The organism is Janthinobacterium sp. LPB2021202312-11-4 (genome assembly GCF_037049705.1).
In the GTDB taxonomy this organism is placed as follows: Bacteria; Pseudomonadota; Gammaproteobacteria; order Pseudomonadales; family Pseudomonadaceae; genus Aquipseudomonas.
In genome coordinates, this window is record NZ_JBAGKV010000006.1 from 1 (window position 1) to 24,405 (window position 24,405).

The 24,405-nt window shown below is 59.6% G+C and carries 22 protein-coding genes; 14 read left to right on the plus strand and 8 right to left on the minus strand.

Translation table 11 applies throughout. The annotated features are described in order from the left end of the window. From V5E99_RS08330 to V5E99_RS08345, 4 genes are all read right to left on the minus strand, one after another. On the minus strand, positions 1-346 hold a 346-nt coding region (locus tag V5E99_RS08330), incomplete at its 3' end, for a hypothetical protein (protein WP_499802020.1). Beyond that, positions 346-4,080 (minus strand): toxin VasX, encoded by a 3,735-nt coding sequence (locus V5E99_RS08335; RefSeq protein WP_499802021.1) that lies wholly within the window; start codon positions 4,078-4,080, stop codon positions 346-348. The genes V5E99_RS08330 and V5E99_RS08335, both read right to left, overlap by 1 nt. Next, the gene (locus V5E99_RS08340; protein WP_499802022.1) at positions 4,077-4,772 is read right to left on the minus strand and encodes a DUF4123 domain-containing protein; all 696 of its coding nucleotides are present in this window, start codon (positions 4,770-4,772) and stop codon (positions 4,077-4,079) included. Before V5E99_RS08340 ends, V5E99_RS08335 begins: the two co-directional genes overlap by 4 nt. Further along, a complete protein-coding gene (locus tag V5E99_RS08345) occupies positions 4,769-6,835 on the minus strand; it encodes a type VI secretion system Vgr family protein (RefSeq protein ID WP_499802023.1) in 2,067 nt (688 codons plus the stop codon). The genes V5E99_RS08340 and V5E99_RS08345 overlap by 4 nt, the downstream gene beginning before the upstream one ends. 253 nt (positions 6,836-7,088) lie before the next feature. On the opposite strand from V5E99_RS08345, the gene prfB reads away from it, so the two are divergent. From prfB to V5E99_RS08380, 7 genes are all read left to right on the plus strand, one after another. Then, positions 7,089-8,184 (plus strand): peptide chain release factor 2 gene (gene prfB, locus V5E99_RS08350; protein ID WP_499802024.1). Its coding sequence is split into 2 segments (ribosomal slippage): positions 7,089-7,151 and positions 7,153-8,184, totalling 1,095 coding nucleotides; the frame shifts between segments, so codons are not numbered across the junction. Between the two features lie 103 nt (positions 8,185-8,287). Next, a complete protein-coding gene (gene lysS, locus V5E99_RS08355; RefSeq protein WP_499802025.1) occupies positions 8,288-9,790 on the plus strand; it encodes a lysine--tRNA ligase in 1,503 nt (500 codons plus the stop codon). 101 nt (positions 9,791-9,891) lie between these two features. Continuing rightward, positions 9,892-10,608 carry a TetR/AcrR family transcriptional regulator gene (locus V5E99_RS08360; RefSeq protein ID WP_499802026.1) on the plus strand — a complete coding sequence of 239 codons (717 nt, stop codon included), beginning with the start codon at positions 9,892-9,894 and terminating at the stop codon, positions 10,606-10,608. Positions 10,609-10,745: 137 nt separating this feature from the next. After that, a complete protein-coding gene (locus V5E99_RS08365) occupies positions 10,746-11,312 on the plus strand; it encodes a hypothetical protein (protein WP_499802027.1) in 567 nt (188 codons plus the stop codon). A 36-nt stretch (positions 11,313-11,348) separates the two neighbouring features. Beyond that, positions 11,349-12,626, plus strand: a complete 1,278-nt coding sequence (locus V5E99_RS08370) for a flavohemoglobin expression-modulating QEGLA motif protein (RefSeq protein ID WP_499802028.1) — start codon at positions 11,349-11,351, stop codon at positions 12,624-12,626. 136 nt (positions 12,627-12,762) lie between these two features. Further along, positions 12,763-13,677 (plus strand): alpha/beta hydrolase, encoded by a 915-nt coding sequence (locus tag V5E99_RS08375; protein WP_499802029.1) that lies wholly within the window; start codon positions 12,763-12,765, stop codon positions 13,675-13,677. Next, complete coding sequence (locus V5E99_RS08380) at positions 13,674-14,003, plus strand: PA3694 family proteiin (RefSeq protein ID WP_499802030.1); 330 nt, start codon at positions 13,674-13,676, stop codon at positions 14,001-14,003. The genes V5E99_RS08375 and V5E99_RS08380 overlap by 4 nt, the downstream gene beginning before the upstream one ends. Before the next feature lie 171 nt (positions 14,004-14,174). On the opposite strand, the gene lptF is transcribed toward V5E99_RS08380, so the two are convergent. The 3 genes from lptF to V5E99_RS08395 form a co-directional block, all read right to left on the minus strand. Then, entirely contained in the window at positions 14,175-14,963 is a 789-nt protein-coding gene (gene lptF / locus V5E99_RS08385) for a lipotoxin F family OmpA-related lipoprotein LptF (RefSeq protein ID WP_499802031.1), read from the minus strand. Between the two features lie 55 nt (positions 14,964-15,018). After that, positions 15,019-15,417, minus strand: a complete 399-nt coding sequence (locus V5E99_RS08390) for a DUF4398 domain-containing protein (protein ID WP_499802032.1) — start codon at positions 15,415-15,417, stop codon at positions 15,019-15,021. 390 nt (positions 15,418-15,807) lie between these two features. Beyond that, positions 15,808-16,152, minus strand: coding sequence for a hypothetical protein (locus V5E99_RS08395; RefSeq protein ID WP_499802033.1), 345 nt, complete (start codon positions 16,150-16,152; stop codon positions 15,808-15,810). 200 nt (positions 16,153-16,352) lie between these two features. On the opposite strand from V5E99_RS08395, the gene ppc reads away from it, so the two are divergent. From ppc to V5E99_RS08430, 7 genes are all read left to right on the plus strand, one after another. Next, on the plus strand, positions 16,353-18,983 hold the full coding sequence (gene ppc, locus V5E99_RS08400) for a phosphoenolpyruvate carboxylase (RefSeq protein WP_499802034.1): 2,631 nt from the start codon (positions 16,353-16,355) through the stop codon (positions 18,981-18,983). Between the two features lie 288 nt (positions 18,984-19,271). Continuing rightward, on the plus strand, positions 19,272-19,919 hold the full coding sequence (gene adk, locus V5E99_RS08405; RefSeq protein ID WP_499802035.1) for an adenylate kinase: 648 nt from the start codon (positions 19,272-19,274) through the stop codon (positions 19,917-19,919). A gap of 110 nt (positions 19,920-20,029) precedes the next feature. After that, positions 20,030-20,704: a tRNA (adenosine(37)-N6)-threonylcarbamoyltransferase complex dimerization subunit type 1 TsaB gene (tsaB, locus tag V5E99_RS08410; protein ID WP_499802036.1), complete on the plus strand. Its 675-nt coding sequence runs from the start codon at positions 20,030-20,032 to the stop codon at positions 20,702-20,704. Between the two features lie 258 nt (positions 20,705-20,962). Next, on the plus strand, positions 20,963-21,271 hold the full coding sequence (locus V5E99_RS08415; RefSeq protein WP_123508002.1) for a hypothetical protein: 309 nt from the start codon (positions 20,963-20,965) through the stop codon (positions 21,269-21,271). After that, entirely contained in the window at positions 21,271-22,131 is an 861-nt protein-coding gene (locus tag V5E99_RS08420) for a DUF72 domain-containing protein (protein WP_499802037.1), read from the plus strand. Before V5E99_RS08415 ends, V5E99_RS08420 begins: the two co-directional genes overlap by 1 nt. A gap of 32 nt (positions 22,132-22,163) precedes the next feature. After that, entirely contained in the window at positions 22,164-22,985 is an 822-nt protein-coding gene (locus tag V5E99_RS08425; protein WP_499802038.1) for an isocitrate lyase/PEP mutase family protein, read from the plus strand. A 2-nt stretch (positions 22,986-22,987) separates the two neighbouring features. Then, positions 22,988-23,683, plus strand: a complete 696-nt coding sequence (locus V5E99_RS08430) for an extensin-like domain-containing protein (RefSeq protein ID WP_499802039.1) — start codon at positions 22,988-22,990, stop codon at positions 23,681-23,683. Between the two features lie 14 nt (positions 23,684-23,697). Here the strand turns inward: V5E99_RS08430 and V5E99_RS08435 are convergent, their stop codons facing one another. Then, positions 23,698-24,318, minus strand: a complete 621-nt coding sequence (locus V5E99_RS08435) for a hypothetical protein (protein WP_499802040.1) — start codon at positions 24,316-24,318, stop codon at positions 23,698-23,700. Positions 24,319-24,405: the final 87 nt, after the last annotated feature.

Sequence of the window (24,405 nt, forward strand, 5' to 3'; positions counted from 1 at the left end):
CTAGGGTTTTCATATATAGCCAAAAGTGAGAGCTCGCCGGAAGACTCGCGTATCTGAATCGTTCATGGTCATCCCTTATGTGGAAATCAATAAGCTCGTATGGGCTTGGATCATAAGTGTTTGTGGCTATTTGCTCTTCACGCTCTTTTTTGAATTTTTCATGGAGTCGAATTTCTTTTGGGGAGAATTTTTCGAGAAGGTTTGCAGCCGTGACTTCTTCTGTGTTGCCCCACGGTAGTCTGATCTTGGCGAAGCGCATAATCCAAGGACGTTCAGGTGAGGGCTCTTGTTGGGGGGCTTCTTTCAACCCATAGGCAGTTTTGGCGTACCACGATTCATCAGTCATTAGTTGCTGTTCCGGGATTTGTTTGTAAGTTCGTCAGCCCAATAAAGTTCGCCTACGCTGTCGAAGCTTGGTTTTTTGTGCGGGGCACCAAATGGCGTTCCATCCTTTGGCGGTGGGGCAGGAAAGTGCCAGCGTTGATTTTTTTGTTCCAATACACACTGCGCTCTCACTTGCCATTGTTGCTCGACGCCAGATGAGTGTGTCGCCAAATCAAAGGCATAGTTCGGAGGCGTTGTGAAGAACAGTTCCAGTCCCTGAGGTAGCAGCCTTTGCGCTTTGGGTTGGGCAATTTGACTGTTGATCAGTTTTGTAAACGTCACGGTTTCACTTTTTATACGCCCACCTTTGACTTCGAACGTATTGAGTCGGCAGTGCGCATTGATGTTGAGCGTGCCAAGGTTTGCAACTAAACCCGGTAAGTTACTTTCAATGCGAATACAGGTATTGGATGAGATCACTGGAAACGGCGTTTTAGCGTGACTGTCAATTTTGGCATTAGGGACGAATTCGGGGTTGGCCCCCACGCTGATACGGATGTCGGCAAACAAACTGATCAGGTAATAAAAGCCACTTTGTGGGTCCAGCAGATGCGCATTGCCTGAATGAACTCGCGTGCCGAAAGGGCCATTGACCAGCCATTCTTCGATGGGTTTGTCGCTTAGCCACCAAGCAATACCGGCACCGATTATGATCAAGATCAGTGCTACCCAACCTGCCGGACCGAGACCAAGAAACATGACGCTGCTGATAACCAAGGCACTTAGAGCGCTGACTGCCCCACCCACTGCCATCATCAGATATCCCCAACTAGCGTCATCGCCCCATTTCCACGCATACCAGGCGTCTGAAAGGCAAATAGCTGTAAGAACCAAACCACTGGTTATTTGCGAAAACAGCCGAACGGTAAATTCCTTTACTAAATACTTGGCTAATAGAGGGCGTAAGGTTTTCGCGGTTTTATCTGAAATAGTAAAAATAACTTTGCGACCCGCCGCTAAAACCGATTCGGTACCGGCAAGTTTTACAGTCAGCATTTCCAAAGCGATAGCTAGATCTAACCCGGCTCCGAATGCGCCAATGTTGACACGGAATAACCCTTTCTCCCGTGCGCCCTGTTCCCGTCCCTGCAACTCCGTCCTAACATTCCAAACCTCCAACATCAAAACCCCCGCCGCAAACGGCAACGAGTTCAACACCCGATAAACCCGGCTATTCCCCAACTCTCCAAGTTCATCAACACCCTTCTGCAAAGGCCCTTTCCCATTTGTCTTATCACCCGCCCGCGCTTCAACATCCTCTTTATGCACTGCATTAATCCGCTGATTCAGCGCACTAAGACTTTTCACTGTCGGGTGTTCCACCGGCATCACCAGCAGTTTGTAATTGCCCACACGTGAAGCGCTCGGCGTCTCGAAAACATCAGCTGCATTCCCCGCTGTCAGCGGCCGACCCTGAGCATCCAGGTACTCACCCATCACCCGCCGTGGCCGCTGATCCCCGGTTGGCACATCCGACAGACCAAAGATGTAATAGCGCTGCGGGTCAGCATCGCGCCGATTGATGAGGTAGATCTCACCAAAGGTGTTGGGCAGCAAACTGCGCAGCAACCCCACGCCGAGTCCATGCAGATAGGCGCTGGTAGGGACCGGGGAGGCTTGAACCCCGGACGGTTTATTCACAGCGCTGCTGGCGGTCTCAACCGCCCCCGCCAGATTTTCATAAATGCTGACCAGCGTACTGGCCGTCGCTTTCGATTGACCGGTCAGCGTGCTGTTCAGGCTGCCACTGGCTAGCAACCCTTCAAGCAAATGCCCGTCGAGGTGTTCGACCTGCGGGTAATAAGGACCGGGAGCGCTTTCAAAAACCGCGAGGTGTTGAGGGCGCAACCGCCCATCCCCGTTGTTAACCGTGTTCTCGGCGGGCGGCTGATACGGCGCGTCCAATTCCGCCTCACTGACCGCCGGCCAAAGCATCCCATGCAGCGGATGCGCCGAATCATGAGCAATGTCATTCAGCAACGTCTGCCCCACACTGGCGGTTGGGCTATAGAGGCTCAACCCCGTCAGCGCATTGGTGACGTCCCCATTTTTGGCCAGCGGATCAAGCTGCGCCGGAACAGTGGCAAGGCTGGCGAAAACCTGACTCACGGCAAACAACGCCGCCAGATAATCAAACCCTTCCAGGCTCAAATGATCCGCCAGGGTTTGTTGGGTAACCGGCTGTTGCAGGCACTCGGCAAGCAGCGTCTGCGCCATGTTCAGTTGCTGCCAGAGCAGGGCGCGTTCAGCCGTGGCGGTGAAGCGGTTGATGTCGCGGCGCCCGGCCTCTTTCACCTTGTCGAAACAGGCGTGCAGCGGATTTTTCTGACCATCAATGCTCGGCGGCACGATCAATTGCTGAACCATCACCGCGCTGGCGTGATGTGGATGCAGGCTGGCGCGCTCGGCGTACAACGTCAGCAATTGCTGTTGTTGCTGGATCTGCGACACCAGATGCCGCACGCGGTGGCGCGGGTCTTCCAGTAGCACGCCGCACACGCGTCGTTGCCGGGCCGCTTCCAGCACATCGGTGACGGTGGGCTGCGGTTGCCAGAGGTCTGCTTCATCGGCGGGCGCGGTTTTTTCCCGCAGTTGATCCAGCAGCGCGGCGAGGCAATCGGCCCAGGCGCTACTTTCGAACGTTGCAGACAACGCGGGTGCGGAGCCTTGCTCCCATTGATCCAGACAAGCCTGGGCTTCGGTTTTACGCTGCACCGGGAATTGCCCCGACAGGTCGCACACATAACGGCCCGGATGCTCCAGCACGTATTCAAAACCGCTTTGACGTGCCCGTTGCGGCGCCGCCAGTCCGACCGGAAAGGCCCGCGCGGCCAGGTTGCGCCAGGTAACGCTGGCTTTCGTCGCCGTATCGGATACTTGTGCATCCCAAAGATTGAAGCCACTAAAAGCTTCCAGCATCGCCGCCCCATCAGGCTGCTGGTCGAAAAGCCGTTCGAACGTCTGGCTCTCGCACTGCAACGCCGGGCTCTGACACCGCAGGGCACGCAACGCCGAATCGTCCTCCAGGCGTTTAATACGCGCCGCGCTGAGCTGGACCTCGCTGAAACACAGTTGCACCGCTTCGGCCGGCTGATTGTTCCAAGTGGCGGGCAACCAGATGTCACTCAGCTCGACACCGCTGGCCTGTCGGTAATCGCTGCTGAATTCATGATTCAAGCGATACGCCTGCAGATCAATGTCGCGGTAAGTCGTGAGTTCATCGTCCTGCCGCACTTCCAGTTCACGCCAGAGACGATCGCGGTAAAACACATAGACATAACCGCTGCGACACAGCACCGGCGTGCCGAGGTCGTATTGGCTGCGAGTCCCGGGCAGCGCGGCAAACGGCAGGACCGGCACAATTTGATTCCACTGCGCTTCCAGTTGACGCGGGGTCACCCGCACGTCCTCCAGCAACGGCAGGCGAATCGGCGGCCCTTGAGTGGTGGCAATTTCCAGGCACAACTGGTGCTTGAGCGGTGCCGACCAGTCCCACACAAACAATTCGCTGTGCACGCTGGTCAACCGCTCGGTTTCGCACACGGCCTCATCGGTCAGGGCCTGGAGCGGTTCGACGCCGGACTGATCGACGATCAGCAGTCGCTGGTCTTTGGAATGCCCGGTGCCGATGACTTGAACAATCAGCTTGTCGCGCTCGCAGCCGGGGCCACTGGTCAACCTCCCGAGGCGCGTCATGGCTGGACCTGCGCGCAGTGGGCGCTCAGGAATGCGCTGATGGCTTCACTGTCGTCGATGCCTTGGGTCAGCGCTTGTTCCAACAATTCATGGGCATGCGCAAATGAGTACTGCGGATGTTGCTGCCACCAGTAATAGAGAAACTGTTCATTGCGCTGGCGCGTCAAAGCCTCTTCCTGGGCAGCGCTCAGCACCAGTTCCCGGTGTGTCCGCTCAATGCGCCAGTCCGTCGCGTGCAGGTTGTTCAGTTGCTGCCAGCCGCTTGCACCTGTCGCTTGGCTGGCCCACGTCGCGCCGAACCAGCGCAGGGCATTGATCGGGCCCAGCCACAGGCTGAGGTCTTGCGCCGAGCAGGCCGCGAAGAAATAACTGGCAACGGTCGGGTTGCAGTAACGCAGCACGCCTTTGCGTTGCTGGTCGAACTTGACGATCAGCATCTGGCGCAAATGCGCGAGCACCGAGGGCGTGTCACAAGCGCTTTCGATCAGCAGGCCGGGCCACTCAGCCGGGGTTTTCTCGATCGCCTGAAGGAGTGTTGGCTGGTTGTTCAGCCTGACCAGCAGTGGGCTGTGCTCGGCGAAAGGGTTGAGTGACGTGCCGGCGAACAGCTTTTGGGTATCGGGATGTGTTGCGGTGCTGTAAAGGGTTTTGAGCTGAGCGGCGGGGCGCTCCAACAGAATCCAGGTGTTCATGGGCGATCTCCATAGCCCAGGGCTTTACGGCATTGGCAGTCGCTCAGCGGGCAGTCCTTCGGTGTTCCACCGCTGGGCATCTGGCAGAGTTCGATCAAGGCTTCGTCGCCGAGCAGTTGTTTGAGCAGGGCGGTTGAAACCGCTTCGGGCAGCGGTGGTTCGCTCGCGTCGAGCGCCACCGGGGTCGCTGCCATGAGCGGCATCGGTGCACCCCCTACCTGAATGGGAACGCTGCTGAAGATTCCCGCCGCGTTGAGCGTGATCCACGCGCCGCCGACCTGGAACGTGGCGCTGGCGCCGCCATCGATGACGATGTGTTGGCCGGCACTGGTGTGGATCTGCTGTTGAGCACTCAACCGATGACTGGTGGCGCGAACATGGCGGTCGCCATGCACCGTCAGGTGGTCGTCTTGGCGGATTTCCGTCAGCCGGTTGCCGTGGGTGATGCGCTGTTCTTCGGCGCGCAGTTCATGACGGGTGTTGCCCCCGACCACGACGCTGCGCTGGTTGTCGACTTGAACGCGTTCGTCGTTCAGTACGTGTTGTGTGTAATCACGCTGGGCACGGATGGAAATTTCCTCGGCGCCCTTGCGATCTTCGATGCGCAGTTCGTTGAATCCTTCGCCACCCGGGCTGCTTTGGGTCTTGAAGGTGCTTTGGGTTTTCTCGGCCGGGAGGTCGAGCGGGGGACGATTGGCGCCGTTGGACAGGCAGCCAACGATCAACGGTTTGTCCGGGTCGCCCTGATAGAAACCGACGATCACTTCCATGCCGACGCGGGGGATTAACACGCTGCCATAGCGGTCGTGCGCCCAGCCGCTGGCCACTCGTACCCAGCAACTGGAATGGTCGTTGTAGTCGCCGTCGCGATCCCAGGGAAACTGAATGCGGACGCGGCCGTATTCGTCGCAATGGATCTCTTCGCCGGGCGGGCCGCAAACCACCGCATGCTGATAGCCATTGATCGTGGTTTTGGGGTGCACCAGCGCGGGCCTGAAAGGCGTTTGCCACGGGGTCGCGATAAAAGTGTTGCGGTAGCCTTGGGAAAAGTCGTCGCTCGGGACGCTGGTGCTGGATTCTTCAAGCACTTGCGGTTGTTTTCCGGTGTGCATGACTTCGGTCAGCAACCACAAGTCGTTCCACTCCTGGCGCGGGTGGCCGGTCAGGGGCAGGAAATGGCCACTGAGCAGCATCGGCTGATCGCTGCGCCCGTTGGCTTGCCGATAATCGCTGCGGTGCCGTTCAAGGGCCCGTCGGGCGCGGTGCTTGCCGTGTTCGCGGTCGGTGAATTGGCCGGGAAAGCCGTAGTCTTCGAGCCGCAGCGGCGAAGGATCTTTCGCCGCGCTCTCCAATTGCAGCAACGGCTTTTCGAAGTCGTAGTCGCGACGGGTCACGGCAGTGGGGCGGGTTTCCAGCGCCAGGGTGAAGGCGTTGATCACCGGTTCATCGGCGACCATCGCGCTGTCCTGCAGGTAGGCGGTGGGGCGGTGGAGCCTGGGGAATACGGTTTGGTCATCGCCGAACACCAGCACATGCCCCTCGCGGCTATGCTCGAAGTGGTAATGCAGGCCTTCTTCTTCACAGAGCCGGTGCAGGAAATGCAGGCAACTTTCGCCGTACTGGACGCAGTAGTCCCGTGGGCGGTACTCCGTGCCGAGGGCGAAACGGTAGCTATTGCGCAGGATGCCGTGGCTTTCGAGGACCTGGGCGATGATCTGCGGCACGCTGAGTTTCTGGAATATTTTCTGATCGAAACGGTGACCCAGCCAGGCAAGGCCGGGCATCAGGCTGACTTGGTACTGGGTCAGGCGCTTGCCGGCGTCACCCTGGCCGACGCTGTAAACCTGGCCATGAATGCCGGCGCCGTGGTGGTCGAAACTGAGGAATGCCGGGCGATGCAGCAGGCTTTCCAGGTCCAGGTCGGGACGTTCGCTGACCAGTGTCAGATCGAAGCGAAAGGGTTGGCTGATGGCTTCCTTGCCGGTGAATTCAAGGACTTGCAGATCGTGGGTAAACCCCTCGATGTCCAGGAGGAAAGAGGCTTGGTTGGCAGGGCTGAACATCACACGTCCCTTGTGCTGATTTAGAAGGGCGGGACTGTGAAGGAGTGGATGCGAGGTTTATGCAGGGCGAATCTGTATCTCGTGTAGGAAGAGTACTTTTGCTTGCGGGGATTTTTCTTCGAGAAGTTTTCCTTCACTTGAGGCGGTCAAAACGCAATTGGACGGCATTCAGTCCGCCAGGCGGGCTGCCGTGACAGCTTGATTACGTTATACTCGCCGGCTTTCAAAAGTTCGCCAACGAGTGCTGCCCGCCATGGAAATCAACCCGATCCTTAACAGTATCAAGGACCTGTCCGAGCGCTCCGAAACTATTCGGGGGTATCTTTGACTACGATCAAAAGCATGAGCGTCTGACTGAAGTCAATCGCGAGCTTGAAGATCCGGCAGTCTGGAACAACCCGTCGTACGCACAGGAACTGGGTCGCGAGCGCTCGCTGCTGGCTCAGATCGTCGAAACCCTCGACGAAATGCACACCGGTCTGGCCGATGCCAAAGACCTGCTGCTGATGTCCGCCGAAGAAGAAGACCAGGCCGCCGTCGATGACGTCGCCGCCGAAGTCGAACGTCTGCGCGAATCCCTGGAAAAACTCGAATTCCGTCGCATGTTCAGCGGTGAGATGGACGCCAACAACGCCTACCTGGACATCCAGGCCGGCTCCGGCGGCACCGAGGCCCAGGACTGGGCCAACATCCTGCTGCGCATGTACCTGCGCTGGGCTGACAAACGCGGTTTCGACGCGACCATCATGGAATTGTCGGCCGGTGAAGTCGCCGGTATCAAAGGCGCCACGGTCCACATCAAGGGTGAATACGCCTTTGGCTGGTTGCGTACCGAGATCGGCGTGCACCGTCTGGTGCGCAAGAGCCCGTACGACTCCGGCAACCGTCGCCACACCTCGTTCTCGGCCGTGTTCGTGTCGCCGGAAATCGACGACAACATCGAAATCGACATCAACCCGTCGGACCTGCGCATCGACACCTATCGCTCCTCCGGTGCCGGTGGTCAGCACGTAAACACCACCGACTCGGCCGTACGTATCACCCACGTACCGTCCAACACCGTGGTCAGTTGCCAGAACGAACGCTCCCAGCACGCCAACAAAGACACCGCGATGAAAATGTTGCGGGCGCGCTTGTACGAGCAGGAAGTGCAGAAACGCAACGCCGCTTCCCAGGCCCTGGAAGACACCAAGTCCGATATCGGCTGGGGTCACCAGATTCGCTCTTACGTGCTCGATGCGTCGCGAATCAAGGATTTGCGCACTAACATCGAACGCAGTGACTGCGACAAGGTGCTCGACGGCGACATCGACGAATACCTGGTAGCAAGCTTGAAACAAGGGCTTTAAGGCCAGCGCTACAGGGGCGTCACCACGTCCCTGTAGGAGCGAGGCTTGCCCGCGAACCCCGGCGAATGCCGGGGGCAACGAACCTGATGGAATATCTAAAGACATGAGCGACCTAGAACTCGACCCGCAAGCCCTGCAACAGGAAGAAAACTCCCTGATCGCCCTGCGCAAGGAAAAGCTGGCTGCCGAGCGCGCCAAGGGCAATGCCTTCCCGAACGACTTCCGCCGTGAAAACTACTGCGAAGACTTGCAGAAGCAGTACGCGGACAAGACCAAGGAAGAGCTGGCAGAGGCTGCAATCCCGGTCAAGGTTGCCGGTCGCATCATGCTCAACCGTGGCTCGTTCATGGTGATCCAGGACATGACCGGGCGCATCCAGGTTTACGTCAACCGTAAAACCCTGTCCGAAGACACCCTGGCCGCGGTGAAAACCTGGGACATGGGCGACATCATTGCCGCCGTTGGTACCCTGGCCCGTTCCGGCAAGGGCGACCTGTACGTCGAAATGACCGAAGTGCGCCTGCTGACCAAATCCCTGCGTCCGCTGCCGGACAAACACCACGGCCTGACCGACACCGAGCAGCGCTACCGTCAGCGCTACGTTGACCTGATCGTCAACGAAGACGTGCGCAAGACCTTCCGCGTGCGTTCGCAGGTGATTGCGCACATCCGCAGCTTCCTGATGCAGCGCGACTTCCTGGAAGTCGAAACCCCGATGCTGCAAACCATCCCGGGTGGCGCGGCGGCCAAGCCGTTTGAAACGCACCACAACGCCCTGGACCTGGAAATGTTCCTGCGTATCGCGCCTGAGCTGTACCTCAAGCGTCTGGTCGTCGGTGGTTTCGAGAAAGTCTTCGAGATCAACCGCAACTTCCGTAACGAAGGCGTTTCGACCCGTCACAACCCTGAATTCACCATGTTGGAGTTCTACCAGGCGTACGCCGACTACGAAGACAACATGGACCTGACCGAAGAGCTGTTCCGCGAACTGGCTCTGTTGGTTCTGGGCAGCACCGACGTGCCTTACGGCGAGAAAGTGTTCCACTTCGGCGAACCGTTCGTGCGTCTGTCGGTATTCGACTCGATCCTCAAGTACAACCCTGAGCTGACCGCCGACGACCTGACCGACATCGACAAGGCCCGCGCCATCGCCAAGAAGGCCGGCGCCAAGGTGCTGGGCTTCGAGGGCCTGGGCAAATTGCAGGTGATGATTTTCGAAGAGCTGGTCGAGCACAAGCTGGAACAGCCGCACTTCATTACCCAGTACCCGTTCGAAGTGTCGCCGCTGGCTCGTCGCAACGATGACAACCCGAACGTCACTGACCGTTTCGAATTGTTCATCGGTGGTCGCGAAATCGCCAACGCCTACTCCGAGTTGAACGACGCGGAAGACCAAGCCGAGCGCTTCATGGCCCAGGTGGCCGACAAGGACGCCGGCGACGACGAAGCCATGCACTACGACGCCGACTTCGTTCGCGCGCTGGAGTACGGCATGCCGCCAACGGCCGGTGAAGGGATCGGCATCGATCGCCTGGTGATGTTGTTGACCAACTCACCGTCGATCCGCGACGTGATCCTGTTCCCGCACATGCGGCCGCAAGCGTAAACGTTTCAGTTAAAAAGCCGCCTAAAACAGGCGGCTTTTTATTGCCTGTCTGGTACAAACGTATCAATTGGTTACTTTTGACGTAAAAGGGATGACTTGTCGTGAATCGTGCATTGGCTCAAGAAGGTGCAGCGGGTATCGCCACTGCGGTCGCTGAAAGCGTTCAGTACCAGGGCCGCAAGGCCAGCCGACAGGGCAGCGAACAGCGTCGACAGGACATTCTCGATGCCGCCATGCGCATTGTCGTGCGCGATGGTGTGCGGGCGGTGCGTCACCGCGCGGTGGCGGCAGAGGCCGAAGTGCCGTTGTCGGCCACCACTTACTATTTCAAGGATATCGATGACTTGCTCACCGATACCTTCGCCCAATACGTGGAACGCAGCGCCGCCTACATGGGCAAGCTGTGGGCCAGCAATGAAGGGCTGCTGCGCGAGATGGTGGTCAGTGGCGATGGCACGCCGCAATCGCGCTCGCAGTTGGCGGACGATATTGCGCGACTGATGGCGGACTACGTTCACCGGCAGTTGATCAACCGTCGCGAACACTTGATGGCCGAGCAGGCGTTCCGCCAGGAAGCGCTGTTGAACCCGCGCCTGGCGCTGCTGGTGCGTTCCCATCAGCAAATTCTGTTGCAGGGCACCTGCCAACTTTTTGAAGTCTTGGGTTCCCGTGAACCCCAACAAGATGCCAAGGTGTTGACGGCGATTATCGGACGGATGGAATATCAGGGCCTGCTCAATGGTGCCGAGCCTGCGACCGAAGCGGAAATGCTCGATATCCTCACGCGCTACATGCATTTGGTCTTGGCGTCGGTGTAATCCCGCATCCCCCGTAGGAGCTGCCGCAGGCTGCGATCTTTTGATCTTGATCTCTGGACATCGCGACAAAGCAAGATCAAAAGATCGCAGCCTGCGGCAGCTCCTACAGGTACGCGTGTGTTCATAGGGAGTGTTGAATGAAAGCCTGGCGCGTCGTGGTGATCGCCTTGTCGTTCCTGCTGCTCAGTGGCTGCCTGGTGACCTTCAAGGAACCGCTGCCTTCGAGCGACCCCGCGCCCAAAGGATTGCTCGGCAAATGGACCAGCACCAACGCCTGGGGTGAGCCGATGAACCTTGAGCTGAGGCGCATCGGCGACAACCGCTACCAGGCCGTCAGTTACTTCAAGGCCAAGCCCCGGGAGCGCGAAGCCTATCCCTTCACGGTGTCCCGTCACGGCAATCGCTGGTACCTGTCGGCCGCCGTGCCGGCCAGGTTCGGCGGGCATTTCACCATTGCCGGGTTCGAACTCAACGAAAAGCATGAACTGGTGGTCTACAACCTCGACCTCGAACAGATCAACCAGGCCATGGGGCAAAAAGTCCTTACGGGCGAAGGCTTCCAGACCGACGACGGCGACGGTGTGCTGATCAATACCGGCCTGGAGCAGGTCTTCGCTTACCTCGACGACCCGGCCAATTCCGATGTGTTCGTCGAAGCGGTGCGCTATCAGCGCCTGGCCAACGCCAAAGCTAACGTTAAATAAATCCAGCACGTAACGGTTTGACTACAGGAGTTTCGGGTGGACGATTACCAGCAGACGATACGCATTTTGTCCGATCGCATAGTGCTGGCGCAGACGCCGATTCGCGTCCTCGATGCGGTCAAGTGGGACGACAACATCCGCAAGGGTTTCCTCAAGGCCAAGGGCAAGGAAATGCCGGCCGTGGACCGCGACTATTATCTGAACCGGCCACTGTCCTTCGACTCCAGCAAGGTGAAACTGGAATTCCAGAACATCGAGCGCGACATCACCCGCCAGCTCGGCCAGTTCAACCCGGTCGGGCAGATCATGCGTCGCATGTGCAAGGAATACCGGATGGTGGTGCGCATGCTCGAAGCGCGCGGCACCGAGGATTTCGGGCTGATTTCCCAGGAGCTGTATGGCGCCGCGTCCGACGCGTTCCACGCTGGCGACCCGACCCTGGCCGACCTGGGCCTGATGCTCTCGGATTACCTGAACAACATCGATGGCCGTGGCGACCTCAAGGATGAACCGAAAATCCTCACCGCCAAGGACGCCGTGCACCTGCTGCAAACGCGGTTGAACAAGGTGTTTGGCGAGGCCGAGGAAACCATTCGGGTGTTCGAGTCCGACGGGATCGTCGCCGATGCGGCGGCGGGCGCCGACTACATCAAGATCCGCGCCGATGCGATGTTCAACGACCGTGACGTGCGCGCCCTGGAAGTCCACGAAGGCCTGGTGCACGTGGGCACCACCCTCAATGGTTTGAACCAGCCGATCTGCACCTTCCTGTCCAAGGGCCCGCCATCGTCGACGGTGACCCAGGAAGGCCTGGCGATCCTGATGGAAATCATCACCTTCGCCTCGTACCCGAGCCGCTTGCGCAAACTGACCAACCGCACCCGCGCGATTCACATGGTCGAGGAGGGCGCGGACTTCTTGCAGGTGTTCGAGTTCTTCCGTGAGCAAGGCTTTGAAATGGCCGAAAGCTACGGCAACGCCAGTCGGGTGTTCCGTGGTTCGGTGCCGAACGGTCTGCCATTCACCAAAGACTTGTCCTACCTCAAGGGCTTTATCATGGTTTACAACTACATTCAGTTGGCCGTGCGTAAAGGCAAGCTGGAGCAGATACCGCTGCTGTTTTGCGGCAAGACCACGCTGGAAGACATGCGCACCTTGCGCCAACTGGTGGACGAAGGCCTGGTGGTGCCGCCCAAGTATTTGCCGGATCAGTTCCGCGACTTGAACGCACTGTCGGCGTGGATGTGCTTCTCCAACTTCCTCAATCACTTGAGCCTGGACCGGATCGAAGCGGATTACTCCAATATCCTGTAGTCACCACAACCTCTGTAGGAGCGAGGCTTGCCCGCGAAGAACGATGACACGGTGTATCTGAAAGACCGAGTTGCACCCTTCGCGAGCAAGCTTCGCTCCTACGGTTAGTCATCAATTTTTTGCGAGGTTTCAACGGATGAGAATCCTCGGCATCCTCTGCTTGCTCCTGGCCCTTGGCGGTTGCAGCTCGCTGCTGTTCTACCCCGAGCCGGGCCAGCCGTTCACTCCGGACAAAGCCAAACTCGAATTTCGCGACGTCACCCTGACCACCGCCGACGGTCTGAAACTGCACGGCTGGTGGCTGCCGGTGGCCAAAGGCGTCGAAGTCAAAGGCACGGTGCTGCACTTGCACGGCAACGGCGGCAACCTGTCGTATCACCTCGGCGGGAGCTGGTGGTTGCCCAAAGAGGGTTACCAAGTGTTGCTGGTGGACTATCGCGGTTATGGCCTGTCCGAAGGCAAACCGAGCCTGCCGGCGATCTATCAGGACATCGACGCCGCGTTCAAATGGCTCGACCAGGCCCCCGAGGTCAAGGGCAAGCCTTTGATCGTTCTGGGCCAGAGCCTCGGTGGTTCGATGGCCGTGCATTACCTGGTCCAGCACCCGGAACGCCAGCCTCAACTCAAAGCCTTGGTCCTCGACGGTGCGCCCGCCAGTTACCGGGATGTCGGTCGATTCGCCCTGACCACCTCGTGGCTGACCTGGCCGTTCCAAGTGCCGCTGTCGTGGCTGGTGCCGGACGGCGACAGTGCGATCAACTCCATGGCGCAGCTCAAAGGCGTGCCAAAACTGATCTACCACAGCATCGACGACAACCTCGTGCCCCTTTCCAACGGCATCCGGCTGTATCAAGCTGCGCCGCCACCGAGGGTCCTGCAACTGACCCGTGGCGGTCACGTGCAGACCTTCGCCGACCCGGTCTGGCGCCAGGTGATGCTGCGCTATCTCGAAGACCCGCAACATTTCAACGGTCTGCGCCGCCTGGGTGAAATCCCGAATTACCCGGTGCCCGTCCATTCAAAAGATGAACCACCAGAGAGTCCGCAATGAGTGAAGAACGTAACGCCATCCCGATGATCCTCACCGGTATCTGCACCATCCTCGGCACCGTCGGGGTGCTCTGGTACTACGGTTACCTGCACTTCGCCAAACCCGAGGATGCGTTGCTGCTCAACGAATTCACCATGCTCAAGACCGTGCCGGGCGAAGACTACAAAATTGCCCTGGAACCGGCCCCGCAAGTCGCGCAGTGCGTCGATGGTGTGCTGGTGTTGTTCGACACCGAACAGAAAGGTCTGACCGGCGTATTGATTAACGGCCAGAAAAAAGCCGTGCGTTGCATGGGGCAGGAAACACCGCAGAAGCTTGAGCCGTAACGTAGCCTTAAAAGATCGCAGCCTCGTTGCACTCGACAGCTCCTACACAGCCAGCGTACTTCTGTAGGCACTGTGTAGGAGCTGTCGAGTGCAACGAGGCTGCGATCTTTTGATCCAAAAAAAGCCCCGCCTGATCAAATCAGGCGGGGCTTTTGCGTTCCAGCGTAACGCTTAGTTCGAGCTAACCGCCGAACGTGGCATCACTGGCTGGTTGTCGTTGGAAATGGTCACTTCCACCCGACGGTTCATCGCACGGCCCGACGCGCTGCCGTTCTCGGCAACCGGGTATTCCTTGCCATAACCCTGGGCGACGATGCGTGCTGGATCAACGCCCATTTTCACCAGTGCCATGCGCACGGAATCGGCGCGACGCTCCGACAACGTCTGATTGTGACCAGCGCTACCGGTGCTGTCGGTATAGCCTTCGACAATCACTTTGCGGTCCGGGTTTTCCTGGAGGAACTGCGCCAGTTTGTTGATGTTCACCAGACCGCTGGACTTCAGGTCCGCACGGTCGGTGGCGAACAGCACGTCACCGAACGTTACCAAGGTGCCGCGATCGGTTTGCTTGGCGTTCAAGCTGTCTTGCAGTTGCTTGATCTGCTGATCACGGGCATCCAGACGGGCCTGGGCACGTTGGGCGGCGGCGTTTTTCAGATTGGCCTCAGCGGTGCGCAGGGCGATGGTCTGCTTGGCCACTTCCACGCGCTGATTGGTCAGGTAAGCCAGTTGGTCAACCTTGGCCTGGTCCTGTTTGTCCTGGTAAGCCTTGTCGGCCTTGTCCAGGTAATCGCTGGCGTCTTTGGTCTCAAGGGCCGCGACTTTGCTCGCTTGCGGGTTGGCTTGCAGGCCGGAGTAGTTGACGCGGGCCTGTTCCAGGTTCGCGTTCGGCGGGGTGGAGCAGGCAGCCAGGGCAACGCTTGCGGCCAGGAGAGCGGGGATCATCAATTGTTTACGCATAATGGTTCGTCCTTTCTATCGATAAGAGCTTCAGGCGTGTGGTCCGGATGCGCGCTTACTGCACAGTGCGCTGACTTTCCTGACGCAGTTCCTGAACACCTTTCTGGGAATCCTTCACAGCCTGTTCGGCTTTCATTGCCTGGGCCTTGCGTTCAGCGACGCGAGCGTCCCATTCGGCTTGCTCGGCGAGGGTGCGGGCTTCGTCATACTTTTTGTCGTGCATGGCGATTTCGGCTTGTTTGAGCTTGTCCTGGGCGGACTTCATTTCCACGGCGGCGAATTCGGTACCGCCAGCGCTGACGGCGCTGTTCACGGCCGATTGGGTCACGGCGTATTGCTCGGTCGGCGGGTTGCCAGCGCAACCGGCCAGAACGAAAGTGCTGCCGATGGCCAGTGCAGCCAGTTTCAGACCGCGCAGGTGGGCAAACGAGGATTTGGCAGTGCTGGTCTTCATGGTCTTCAACTCCATTGGATATCTCCTGAAAAACATCTAAATCCATCCTGGTGTGAGGAGCCGTAACCGAATTTCAAAACGTGAAATGAAACGGCCGTACCAGGCGTGGTTACTGGGTACGACCCGAGGCGTTTTTCAAAAGTTCAGAGAAGATGGCCAAACGCCTAAAAAAACTTTGACCGAACGGACAAGGCTCTAAACCGGGAACTTTGGCGATGGGGTGCGGTATTTCCAGCTTTTTCAAGGCCAGGAAATACGCCATTTTTGAAGGGCGTCAGAGACCAATGTGGGAGCGGGCTTGCTCGCGAAAGCGGTGTGTCAGTCGACATTTACTTCAACGGACACGGCCTCTTCGCGAGCAAGCCCGCTCCCACAGGTTTTGCGCCGGGATCAATGTTTTTGCTTGTCGTTACCGGCTGATAAGTCATGCAAATGCCGACGGGACAACGCGAGAAAACGCGGGGTCGGGCCGACGTCTTCGTACAGCGGATCGCCTTCTTCGTCAGTGGCGACCACGGTCTGTCCTTTCACGTACGGGAAGCTCGCTTCGAGTTCTTCCAGTGCCGCGCCGATCAACTCGCCCAGCAGTTCTTCGGGATGCCGTTTAGGGTACATCTCGGTGATCGCGGCCAGCCGGGCGGCGGCTTCCACGTCCAGGTGAATCGTGTAGCCAGTGTCGGTCAGGCGACCCTTGGCGTTTTCTTCCCAATGCTGGGCTAGCTCGCGAATTTTCATAATGACCTCATGGCGCACCTGCTCGTGGCAGGCAGGATGAATGCCGGGTTCGGCCGGCGGCAGCCGTTGTACGGCGTACTGTTGAGACTAGCTTTAACGCCTAAGGTTTAAAGTCCCTTCGTCGTTTGCTTGTAAGAAGCGCTTTGCAGCGGCACTCTTGGAGCTCTTAGCCGCCCGGATTTTTCGCTGGAGAACTGCTGATGACCGATATTGATGCACGCTTGCGCGAGGACGTTCACCTGTTGGGTGAGCTGTTGGGCAACACCATTCGTGAACAGTACGGGGACGGTTTTCTCGACAAGATCGAGCAGATCCGCAAAGGCGCCAAGGCTGACCGTCGCGGTTCGATGGACGCCGAACTCAGCGCCAGCCTCAACCAGTTGAGCGAAGACGAGTTGCTGCCGGTGGCGCGGGCGTTCAACCAGTTTCTCAACCTGGCCAATATCGCCGAGCAATATCAGCTGATTCACCGCCGCGAAGAGTCGAAGCCGGCACCGTTCGAGGCCCGGGTGCTGCCAGAACTGCTCGCCCGTTTGCGCGCCGAAGGCCATAGCGCCGAATCCCTGGCCCGGCAACTCGGTCGGCTGGAAATCGAACTGGTACTGACCGCGCACCCCACCGAAGTGGCGCGCCGCACCCTGATCCAGAAATACGACGCCATCGCCGCGCAACTGGCCGCCCAGGATCACCGCGACCTGACCAGCGCCGAGCGCGAGCAGATCCAGGCGAAATTGCAGCGCCTGATCGCCGAAGCCTGGCACACCGAGGAAATCCGCCGCACCCGCCCGACCCCCGTTGATGAAGCCAAGTGGGGCTTCGCAGTGATCGAGCATTCGCTGTGGCAAGCCATTCCCAACTATTTGCGCAAGGCTGATCATGCGCTGCACGCCGCGACGGGCCTGCGTTTGCCATTGGAGGCGGCGCCGATTCGCTTCGCTTCGTGGATGGGCGGCGACCGTGACGGCAACCCGAATGTCACCGCGTCGGTCACCCGCGAAGTGCTGTTGCTGGCGCGCTGGATGGCCGCTGATTTGTACCTGCGCGATGTCGATCACCTGGCGGCCGAGTTGTCGATGCAGCAGGCCAGCGAAGCCCTGAAAGACAAGGCCGGCGACAGCGCCGAGCCATATCGTGCAGTGCTCAAGCAATTGCGTGACCGCTTGCGGGCGACGCGCAACTGGGCTCAGGCCTCTTTGAAAGTCAGTACCCCGGCACCGGCCGATGTGCTGCAAAACAATCGTGATCTGCTCGATCCGCTGGAGTTGTGTTTCAACTCGCTGCATGAGTGCGGCATGGGCGTGATTGCCGACGGTCCGCTGCTCGATTGCCTGCGTCGGGCGGTGACCTTCGGCCTGTTCCTGGTGCGCCTCGACGTGCGCCAGGATTCGTCGCGGCACACGGCGGCCATGACCGAAATCACCGATTACCTGGGCCTCGGTCGCTATGAAGACTGGAGCGAGGAAGAGCGCATCGCTTTCCTGATGCGTGAGCTGAACAACCGTCGACCGTTGCTGCCGGCGTACTTCAAACCGTCCGCCGACACCGCCGAAGTGCTGGCGACTTGCCGGGAAGTCGCCGCCGCACCGGGGGCGTCCCTCGGCTCGTATGTGATCTCCATGGCCGGCGCTGCTTCTGACGTGCTGGCGGTGCAACTGTTGCTCAAAGAGTCCGGCGTATTGCGGCCAATGCGCGTGGTGCCGCTGTTCGAAACCCTCGCCGACCTCGACAACGCGGGCCCGGTGATCGAAAAACTGTTGCTGCTGCCGGGCTATCGCGCGCGCCTGCAAGGGCCGCAGGAAGTGATGATTGGTTATTCCGACTCGGCCAAGGACGCCGGCACCACGGCGGCGGCCTGGGCGCAGTATCGGGCGCAGGAACGTTTGGTGGATATTTGCCGCGAGCAACAAGTGGAACTGCTGTTGTTCCACGGTCGCGGTGGCACCGTGGGTCGTGGCGGCGGTCCGGCGCACGCGGCGATTCTGTCGCAGCCGCCGGGGTCGGTGGCGGGGCGTTTCCGCACCACCGAGCAGGGGGAAATGATCCGTTTCAAATTCGGCCTGCCGGACATCGCCGAGCAAAACCTCAATCTGTATCTGGCGGCGGTGCTCGAAGCCACGTTACTGCCTCCACCACCGCCGGAGCCGGCCTGGCGTCACCTGATGGACGAATTGGCCGCCGATGGGGTCAAGGCTTACCGCGCCGTGGTGCGGGAAAATCCGCAGTTTGTGGAGTACTTCCGCCAGTCCACGCCGGAGCAGGAACTCGGTCGTCTGCCGCTGGGCAGCCGTCCGGCCAAGCGCCGCGCCGGCGGGATTGAGAGCCTGCGGGCGATTCCGTGGATCTTCGGCTGGACCCAGACGCGCCTGATGTTGCCAGCCTGGCTCGGCTGGGAAGCGGCGCTCAGCAAGGCGCTGGAACGGGGTGAAGGTGAATTGCTGGGGCAGATGCGCGAGCAGTGGCCGTTCTTCCGTACCCGCATCGATATGCTGGAAATGGTCCTGGCCAAGGCTGACGCCGACATCGCCCGGTCTTACGACGAGCGGCTGGTCGAGCCGGATCTGCTGCCTTTAGGTGCGCACTTACGCGACCTATTGTCGCAGGCGTGTGCGGTGGTCCTTGGGTTGACTGGTCAGTCGCAGCTACTGGCACATAGCCCTGACACCCTGGAATTCATTCGCCTGCGCAACACCTACCTCGACCCGCTTCATCTATTGCAGGCCGAGTTGTTGGCCCGTTCGCGACAGCAGGAAGTGGCCCAGGGCAGCCCGGTAGAACAGGCGCTACTGGTGTCTGTGGCGGGGATTGCCGCCGGTTTGCGAAATACCGGCTAAGGTTTTGCTCTTGGGGCCGGGTGCCTGGCACATAGCCCCGGTGCCGTTGGGCGAAGGGTTGAAAAGGTCTGGCAGGCGACAGTTAGTGACGGGGTTGCGACTTGGCTCACCCCGTCCCAAGGTCGCAACCGGCGCGGGTTTCTCCGACTTTCGGCGGCTTGTGTGGGCAGGGCCTGCTGTGTATCTTGATCAGCCTTTGGCCGTTTGGGCGGTCACGACCCTATTTTTGAGATTGGCCCCACGAGGCGAATCTGACGTTATCTATATAAAAAATTGAGGAGCACATCGATGCGCGTCATTCTGCTGGGAGCTCCCGGGGCCGGTAAAGGTACTCAGGCTAAGTTCATCACCGAGAAATTCGGCATTCCGCAAATCTCCACTGGCGACATGCTGCGTGCAGCCGTCAAGGCCGGCACCGAGCTGGGCCTGATCGCCAAAAGCGTCATGGACAGCGGTGGTCTGGTTTCCGATGACCTGATCATCAACCTGGTTAAAGAACGCATCAGCCAGGCGGATTGCGCCAACGGCTTCCTGTTCGACGGTTTCCCGCGCACCATTCCCCAGGCTGAAGCCCTGGTGAAAGCCGGCGTGGAACTGGACAACGTGGTCGAAATCGCCGTCGACGACGAAGAGATCGTTCAGCGGATCGCCGGTCGTCGCGTTCACGAGGCCAGCGGCCGCGTTTACCACACCGTCTACAACCCGCCAAAAATCGCCGGCAAAGACGACATCACCGGTGAAGAACTGGTACAGCGCAAGGACGACACGGAAGAAACCGTGCGCCATCGTCTGTCGGTCTACCATTCCCAGACCAAGCCACTGGTAGCGTTCTACCAGAACCTGGCCGCTGATCAGGGCAAACCGAAGTACAGCCACATTGCTGGCGTGGGCTCGGTTGAAGCGATCACCGGCAAGGTGCTTGAAGCGCTGAGCTGAAAAGTCTGAATCGCTTCATCTTCTACGGCCCGCTTGCGGGCCGTAGTTGTTTATACTGGCGCACTTTTTCTGATCCCTCTTTTTTCTAACTCTCTCTTACGGAAACATCGATGAGCACCTTGCTGGCCCTGGACACCGCGACTGAAGCTTGCTCCGTTGCCTTGCTGCATGACGGCAAGGTGACGAGCCATTACGAGGTGATCCCGCGCCTGCACGCGCAGAAGCTGCTGCCGATGATCCAGCAATTGCTCGCCGACGCCGGGAACACCCTGCAAGCGGTGGACGCCATCGCTTTTGGTCGCGGGCCGGGCGCTTTTACCGGCGTGCGGATCGCCGTCGGTGTGGTGCAAGGTCTAGCGTTTGCCCTGGAGTGCCCGGTGTTGCCGGTGTCGAACCTGGCGGTGCTGGCCCAGCGCGCTTATCGCGAGCACGGTGTCAGCCAGGTCGCGGCGGCCATCGATGCACGCATGGATGAGGTGTATTGGGGCTGCTACCGCGAAACCGCCGGTGAGATGCGCCTGGTGGGCAATGAAGCCGTGTTGCCGCCGGAAGTCGCGGCACTGCCGGCCGACGCCAGCGGCGAATGGTTCGGCGCGGGCACCGGTTGGGGGTATGCCGAGCGCATCGGCGTCAACCTGACCGGGCAGGACGCGGGGATGTTGCCCCATGCCGAAGACCTGCTGACCCTGGCGCGGTTTGCCTGGGAGCGGGGCGAGGCGATTGTGGCGGATGAGGCGCAGCCGGTTTACCTGCGCGATAAAGTCGCGACGCCCAAGGCGCGGTAATTCTTCTGAGTCGAGTTGGTTTCATCGCGGGCAAGCCTTGCTCCTACGGGTTGATGGTGCGCGCGGATTTTGTGTACACCCCAAACCTGTAGGAGCAAGGCTTGCCCGCGATAGCGATCTCCCGGATACCACCAATCGTCAGTTTCTACAGGCCGGCTTTAAACCTTTTTCCTTTTATGTGTTCTAGTTATCACTCGACAGTTTGCGAAGTGGGTAATGCGCCACTAAACTGCCATCACTGATACCGAGCATTCAATTATGCGTATAGACGGCCTTTCCTCTCAGTCGTACCCCATCAAGCGAAAGCCACGCAAAGGCAACGTCGCGCTGGATGAATCCGTCGATGACATCGATGGCGAGCTGGAAATCCCGTCCGAAGAACAACTGGCCGCCCGCGCCGCCAAGGCGTCTGCGCAACGCCTGAGCAATCTCCCCGCCCGTCAGCAAGACATGATTTACCACCGCGCCATGAGCAAAAGCGTGGCGATGGCCCTGGCCAGCTACCTGAGCACCGCCGGTTTTGTCGATTGGGACGCTGATGTGCTGGGTCTCGACCTGTACATCTGATGCTGTTGCCTTACTACCTCGGTTGCCCGTCCTGGAGTGAAAACGCCTGGCGCGACTACCTCTACCCGCAAGACGCCAAACCCGCCGAATTTCTCAAACTCTATTCCCAAGTGTTCAACGCCGTTGAAGGCAATACGACCTTCTACGCGAGCCCGGCCGCCGCCACCGTGCAGCGCTGGGCCGAGACCATGCCCGAGCACTTTCGCTTCACCGCCAAATTCCCCGGCGACATCAGCCACAGCGGTGATTTGCGTGAACAACTGACCGCTGTCGAAACCTTCCTGCAATTGCTCAGCCCCCTCGGCGAGCGGGTGTCGCCGCTCTGGCTGCAATTGTCGAAAAGCTTCACCCCGCAACGTTTGTCGGAGTTGGCCGGTTTTATTGACGCCGTGGACCGTCCGCTGGCGGTGGAAGTGCGGCATGACGCGTTCTTCGCCAAGGGCGATGCTGAAAAAATGCTCAATCGCCTGCTGCTGGATCGCGGGGTCGAGCGTATCTGCCTCGATCCGCGCGCGCTGTTCAGCTGCATTTCTACTGAGCCTTCGGTGCTTCACGCCCAATCGAAAAAGCCCAAAGTGCCACCGCGCCCGGCCGCGTTTACGCAGTTTCCGCAGGTGCGGTTTATCGGCCATCCGCAACTGGAGGCCAACGATCCGTTCCTGGTGCCCTGGGTCGAGAAAATCGCCGGGTGGATTGAAGAGGGCCGCACGCCGTATATCTTCCTGCACACCGCCGACAACCTGCTGGCGGCGAAACTGGCGCAACGTTTTCACGCACAACTGATGCTGCGTTTGCCTGGCTTGCCGGCGCTGCCTGAGCTATACAGAGAACCCGCCGCCGAGCAGCTTGGTTTGCTCTGAGGCGGATTTTTCCTCTTCTCAGGAGCCTGCCAATGGATGCGCAAACCCTTCGAGCCCAGGCGTTCAAAGCGTTGCATGAACGCGCGGGGGCTTTTGTCATTCCCAACCCGTGGGACGCCGGCTCGGCGAAGATGCTCGCCAGCCTTGGCTTCGAGGCGCTGGCGACTACCAGCGCCGGTTACGCTTTTTCCAATGCTCGGCCCGATGGCGGATTGTCCCTGGACGACACGTTGGCGAACGTCCGGGCGATTGTCGCGGCGACGGATTTGCCCGTTGCGGTGGATCTGGAAAACGGTTTCGCCGACGATCCGGCGGAATGCGCCCAGAGTATTTTGCGTGCCGCTGAGGCGGGGGCGGTCGGTGGATCAATCGAAGACGCCACCGGCCGTGAAGAAGCGCCGATCTATTGCTTCGAACATGCCGTGGCCCGTGTCGAGGCGGCCGTGAAAGCGGCTCGCAGCCTGCCGTTCCCGTTCATGCTGACCGCTCGTGCCGAGAACTTCCTGCACGGCAATCCTGACCTCGCTGACACCATCCGCCGCTTGCAAGCGTTCTCCGAAGCCGGCGCCGATGTGCTTTACGCGCCGGGCTTGCGCAGTGCTGAAGACGTGTTGGCGGTGGTTCGCGCCGTGGCGCCAAAACCGGTCAATGTGTTGATGTCCGGCGGGCTCAAATTGACGGTCGAGCAGTTGAGCGAGATGGGCGTCAAACGCATCAGCGTCGGCTCGGCCCTGGCGTTGGCGGCCTATGGCGAATTCTTCCGCGCGGCTGAAGAGATCAAGACGTCGGGCACCTTCAGCTTCACGTCGCGCTCCATGCCCTACGCGAAGGCCAATCAGTTTTTCAAAGACTGACGATGCGGTTTGCCAAGGGATTGCTGCTGGTGGTGTTGCTTGTCGGTGCGGCGGGGTTGAGCGTCTGGCGCGGCTGGATTGCCGTGCCGGCGCAATGGAACCCTTGGGCGCCACTGGACGTGAACGACGCGCCGAACTTGCTGACCCGCTACAAGCTGATGCGCCTGCGCGATGATCCGCAGTTGTGCGATCAGGTGCTGGCCAGCTCCGGTTTGCGCGTCAACCGCCAAGCCGACAGCCCGGGCGGGGACTGCCCGTTGACCAACACCCTGCGCGTTCAGGGCGGCGAGGTGGCCCTGAGCAGCAGTTTCCTCGCCAGTTGTCCGTTGGCGGTGGCGTTCGCCCTGTTCGAACGCCACGCTCTGCAGCCAGCGTCTCAGGCGGTGTACGGCCAGGCCGTGACGCGGGTCGATCACCTCGGCAGTTTCGCCTGTCGCAACATGTACAACCGCGAGAACGGCGCTCGCAGCCAACATGCCAGCGCCAACGCCCTGGATATCGCCGGTTTTCGCCTGGCCGATGGCCGAACCATCAACGTGCTCAAGGATTGGCCCAAGGATGATCAGGACGCGCGGTTTCTACGGCAGGTGCGCGACGGCGCCTGCGACATGTTCAGTGTGGTGTTGAGCCCGGACTACAACGCCGCCCATCGCAATCACTTTCATCTGGATGTGGGGCCGTGGTGGGTGTGTCGCTGAGAGATTCTGAGGGATCAGGCGGCGATGCGCAGGTTCTGCAGAACGATCGGGCGTGCCCAGCCGTTATCGAAATCGAGTTGTTTCTGTTGCTCCACCAACTCTTCGGGCGAGAACGGTGGGAACGGTTTGTCCAGCAGATGCAGTTCAAACTCGGCGATAGGCAGGTGCAATGGACGCGGTTGTGGCGCCGGGCCGGCTTCGGGCACAGGCTGGCCGGCGGTGAGTACGATCGGACGCACCCAACCGCTTTCGAAGTTCTGTTGTTGCTGCTGAGCGACGATTTCTTCCGGCGGGAATGGCGGGAACGGTTTGTCGGCCAGATCCATTTCGAACTCGGCAATCGGCAGGAATAGCGGCTCTGGCGGCTTGACCTGGGTTTCTTTCACATCGCATTCACGCTGGGACACGATGTGCGCGTAGAGCTCGCTGCCGACGGTCGGCTCGACCGGGCTTTCCAGATCCACCGGTGGGAAGGTCCCGCACGCCGGCACCACATCGCTCGACTGTTCGGCCAGGGCCTGGGCAAAAAAATCCTGCCACAGGTGACTGACGCCGCTCAGTGCTTGGGAGTTTCGCAGGCCATAATCGCCATGACGCGATATATAGCCAACGGATGTGGTTTGAATGTCTGACATTTTTCTCGGTCGACGCTCAGCTCTGGCAAAATGCTCGATAGTTTTGTTATCGGACGTTTTTTGCCGATCATTAATTTTTTGAGCACC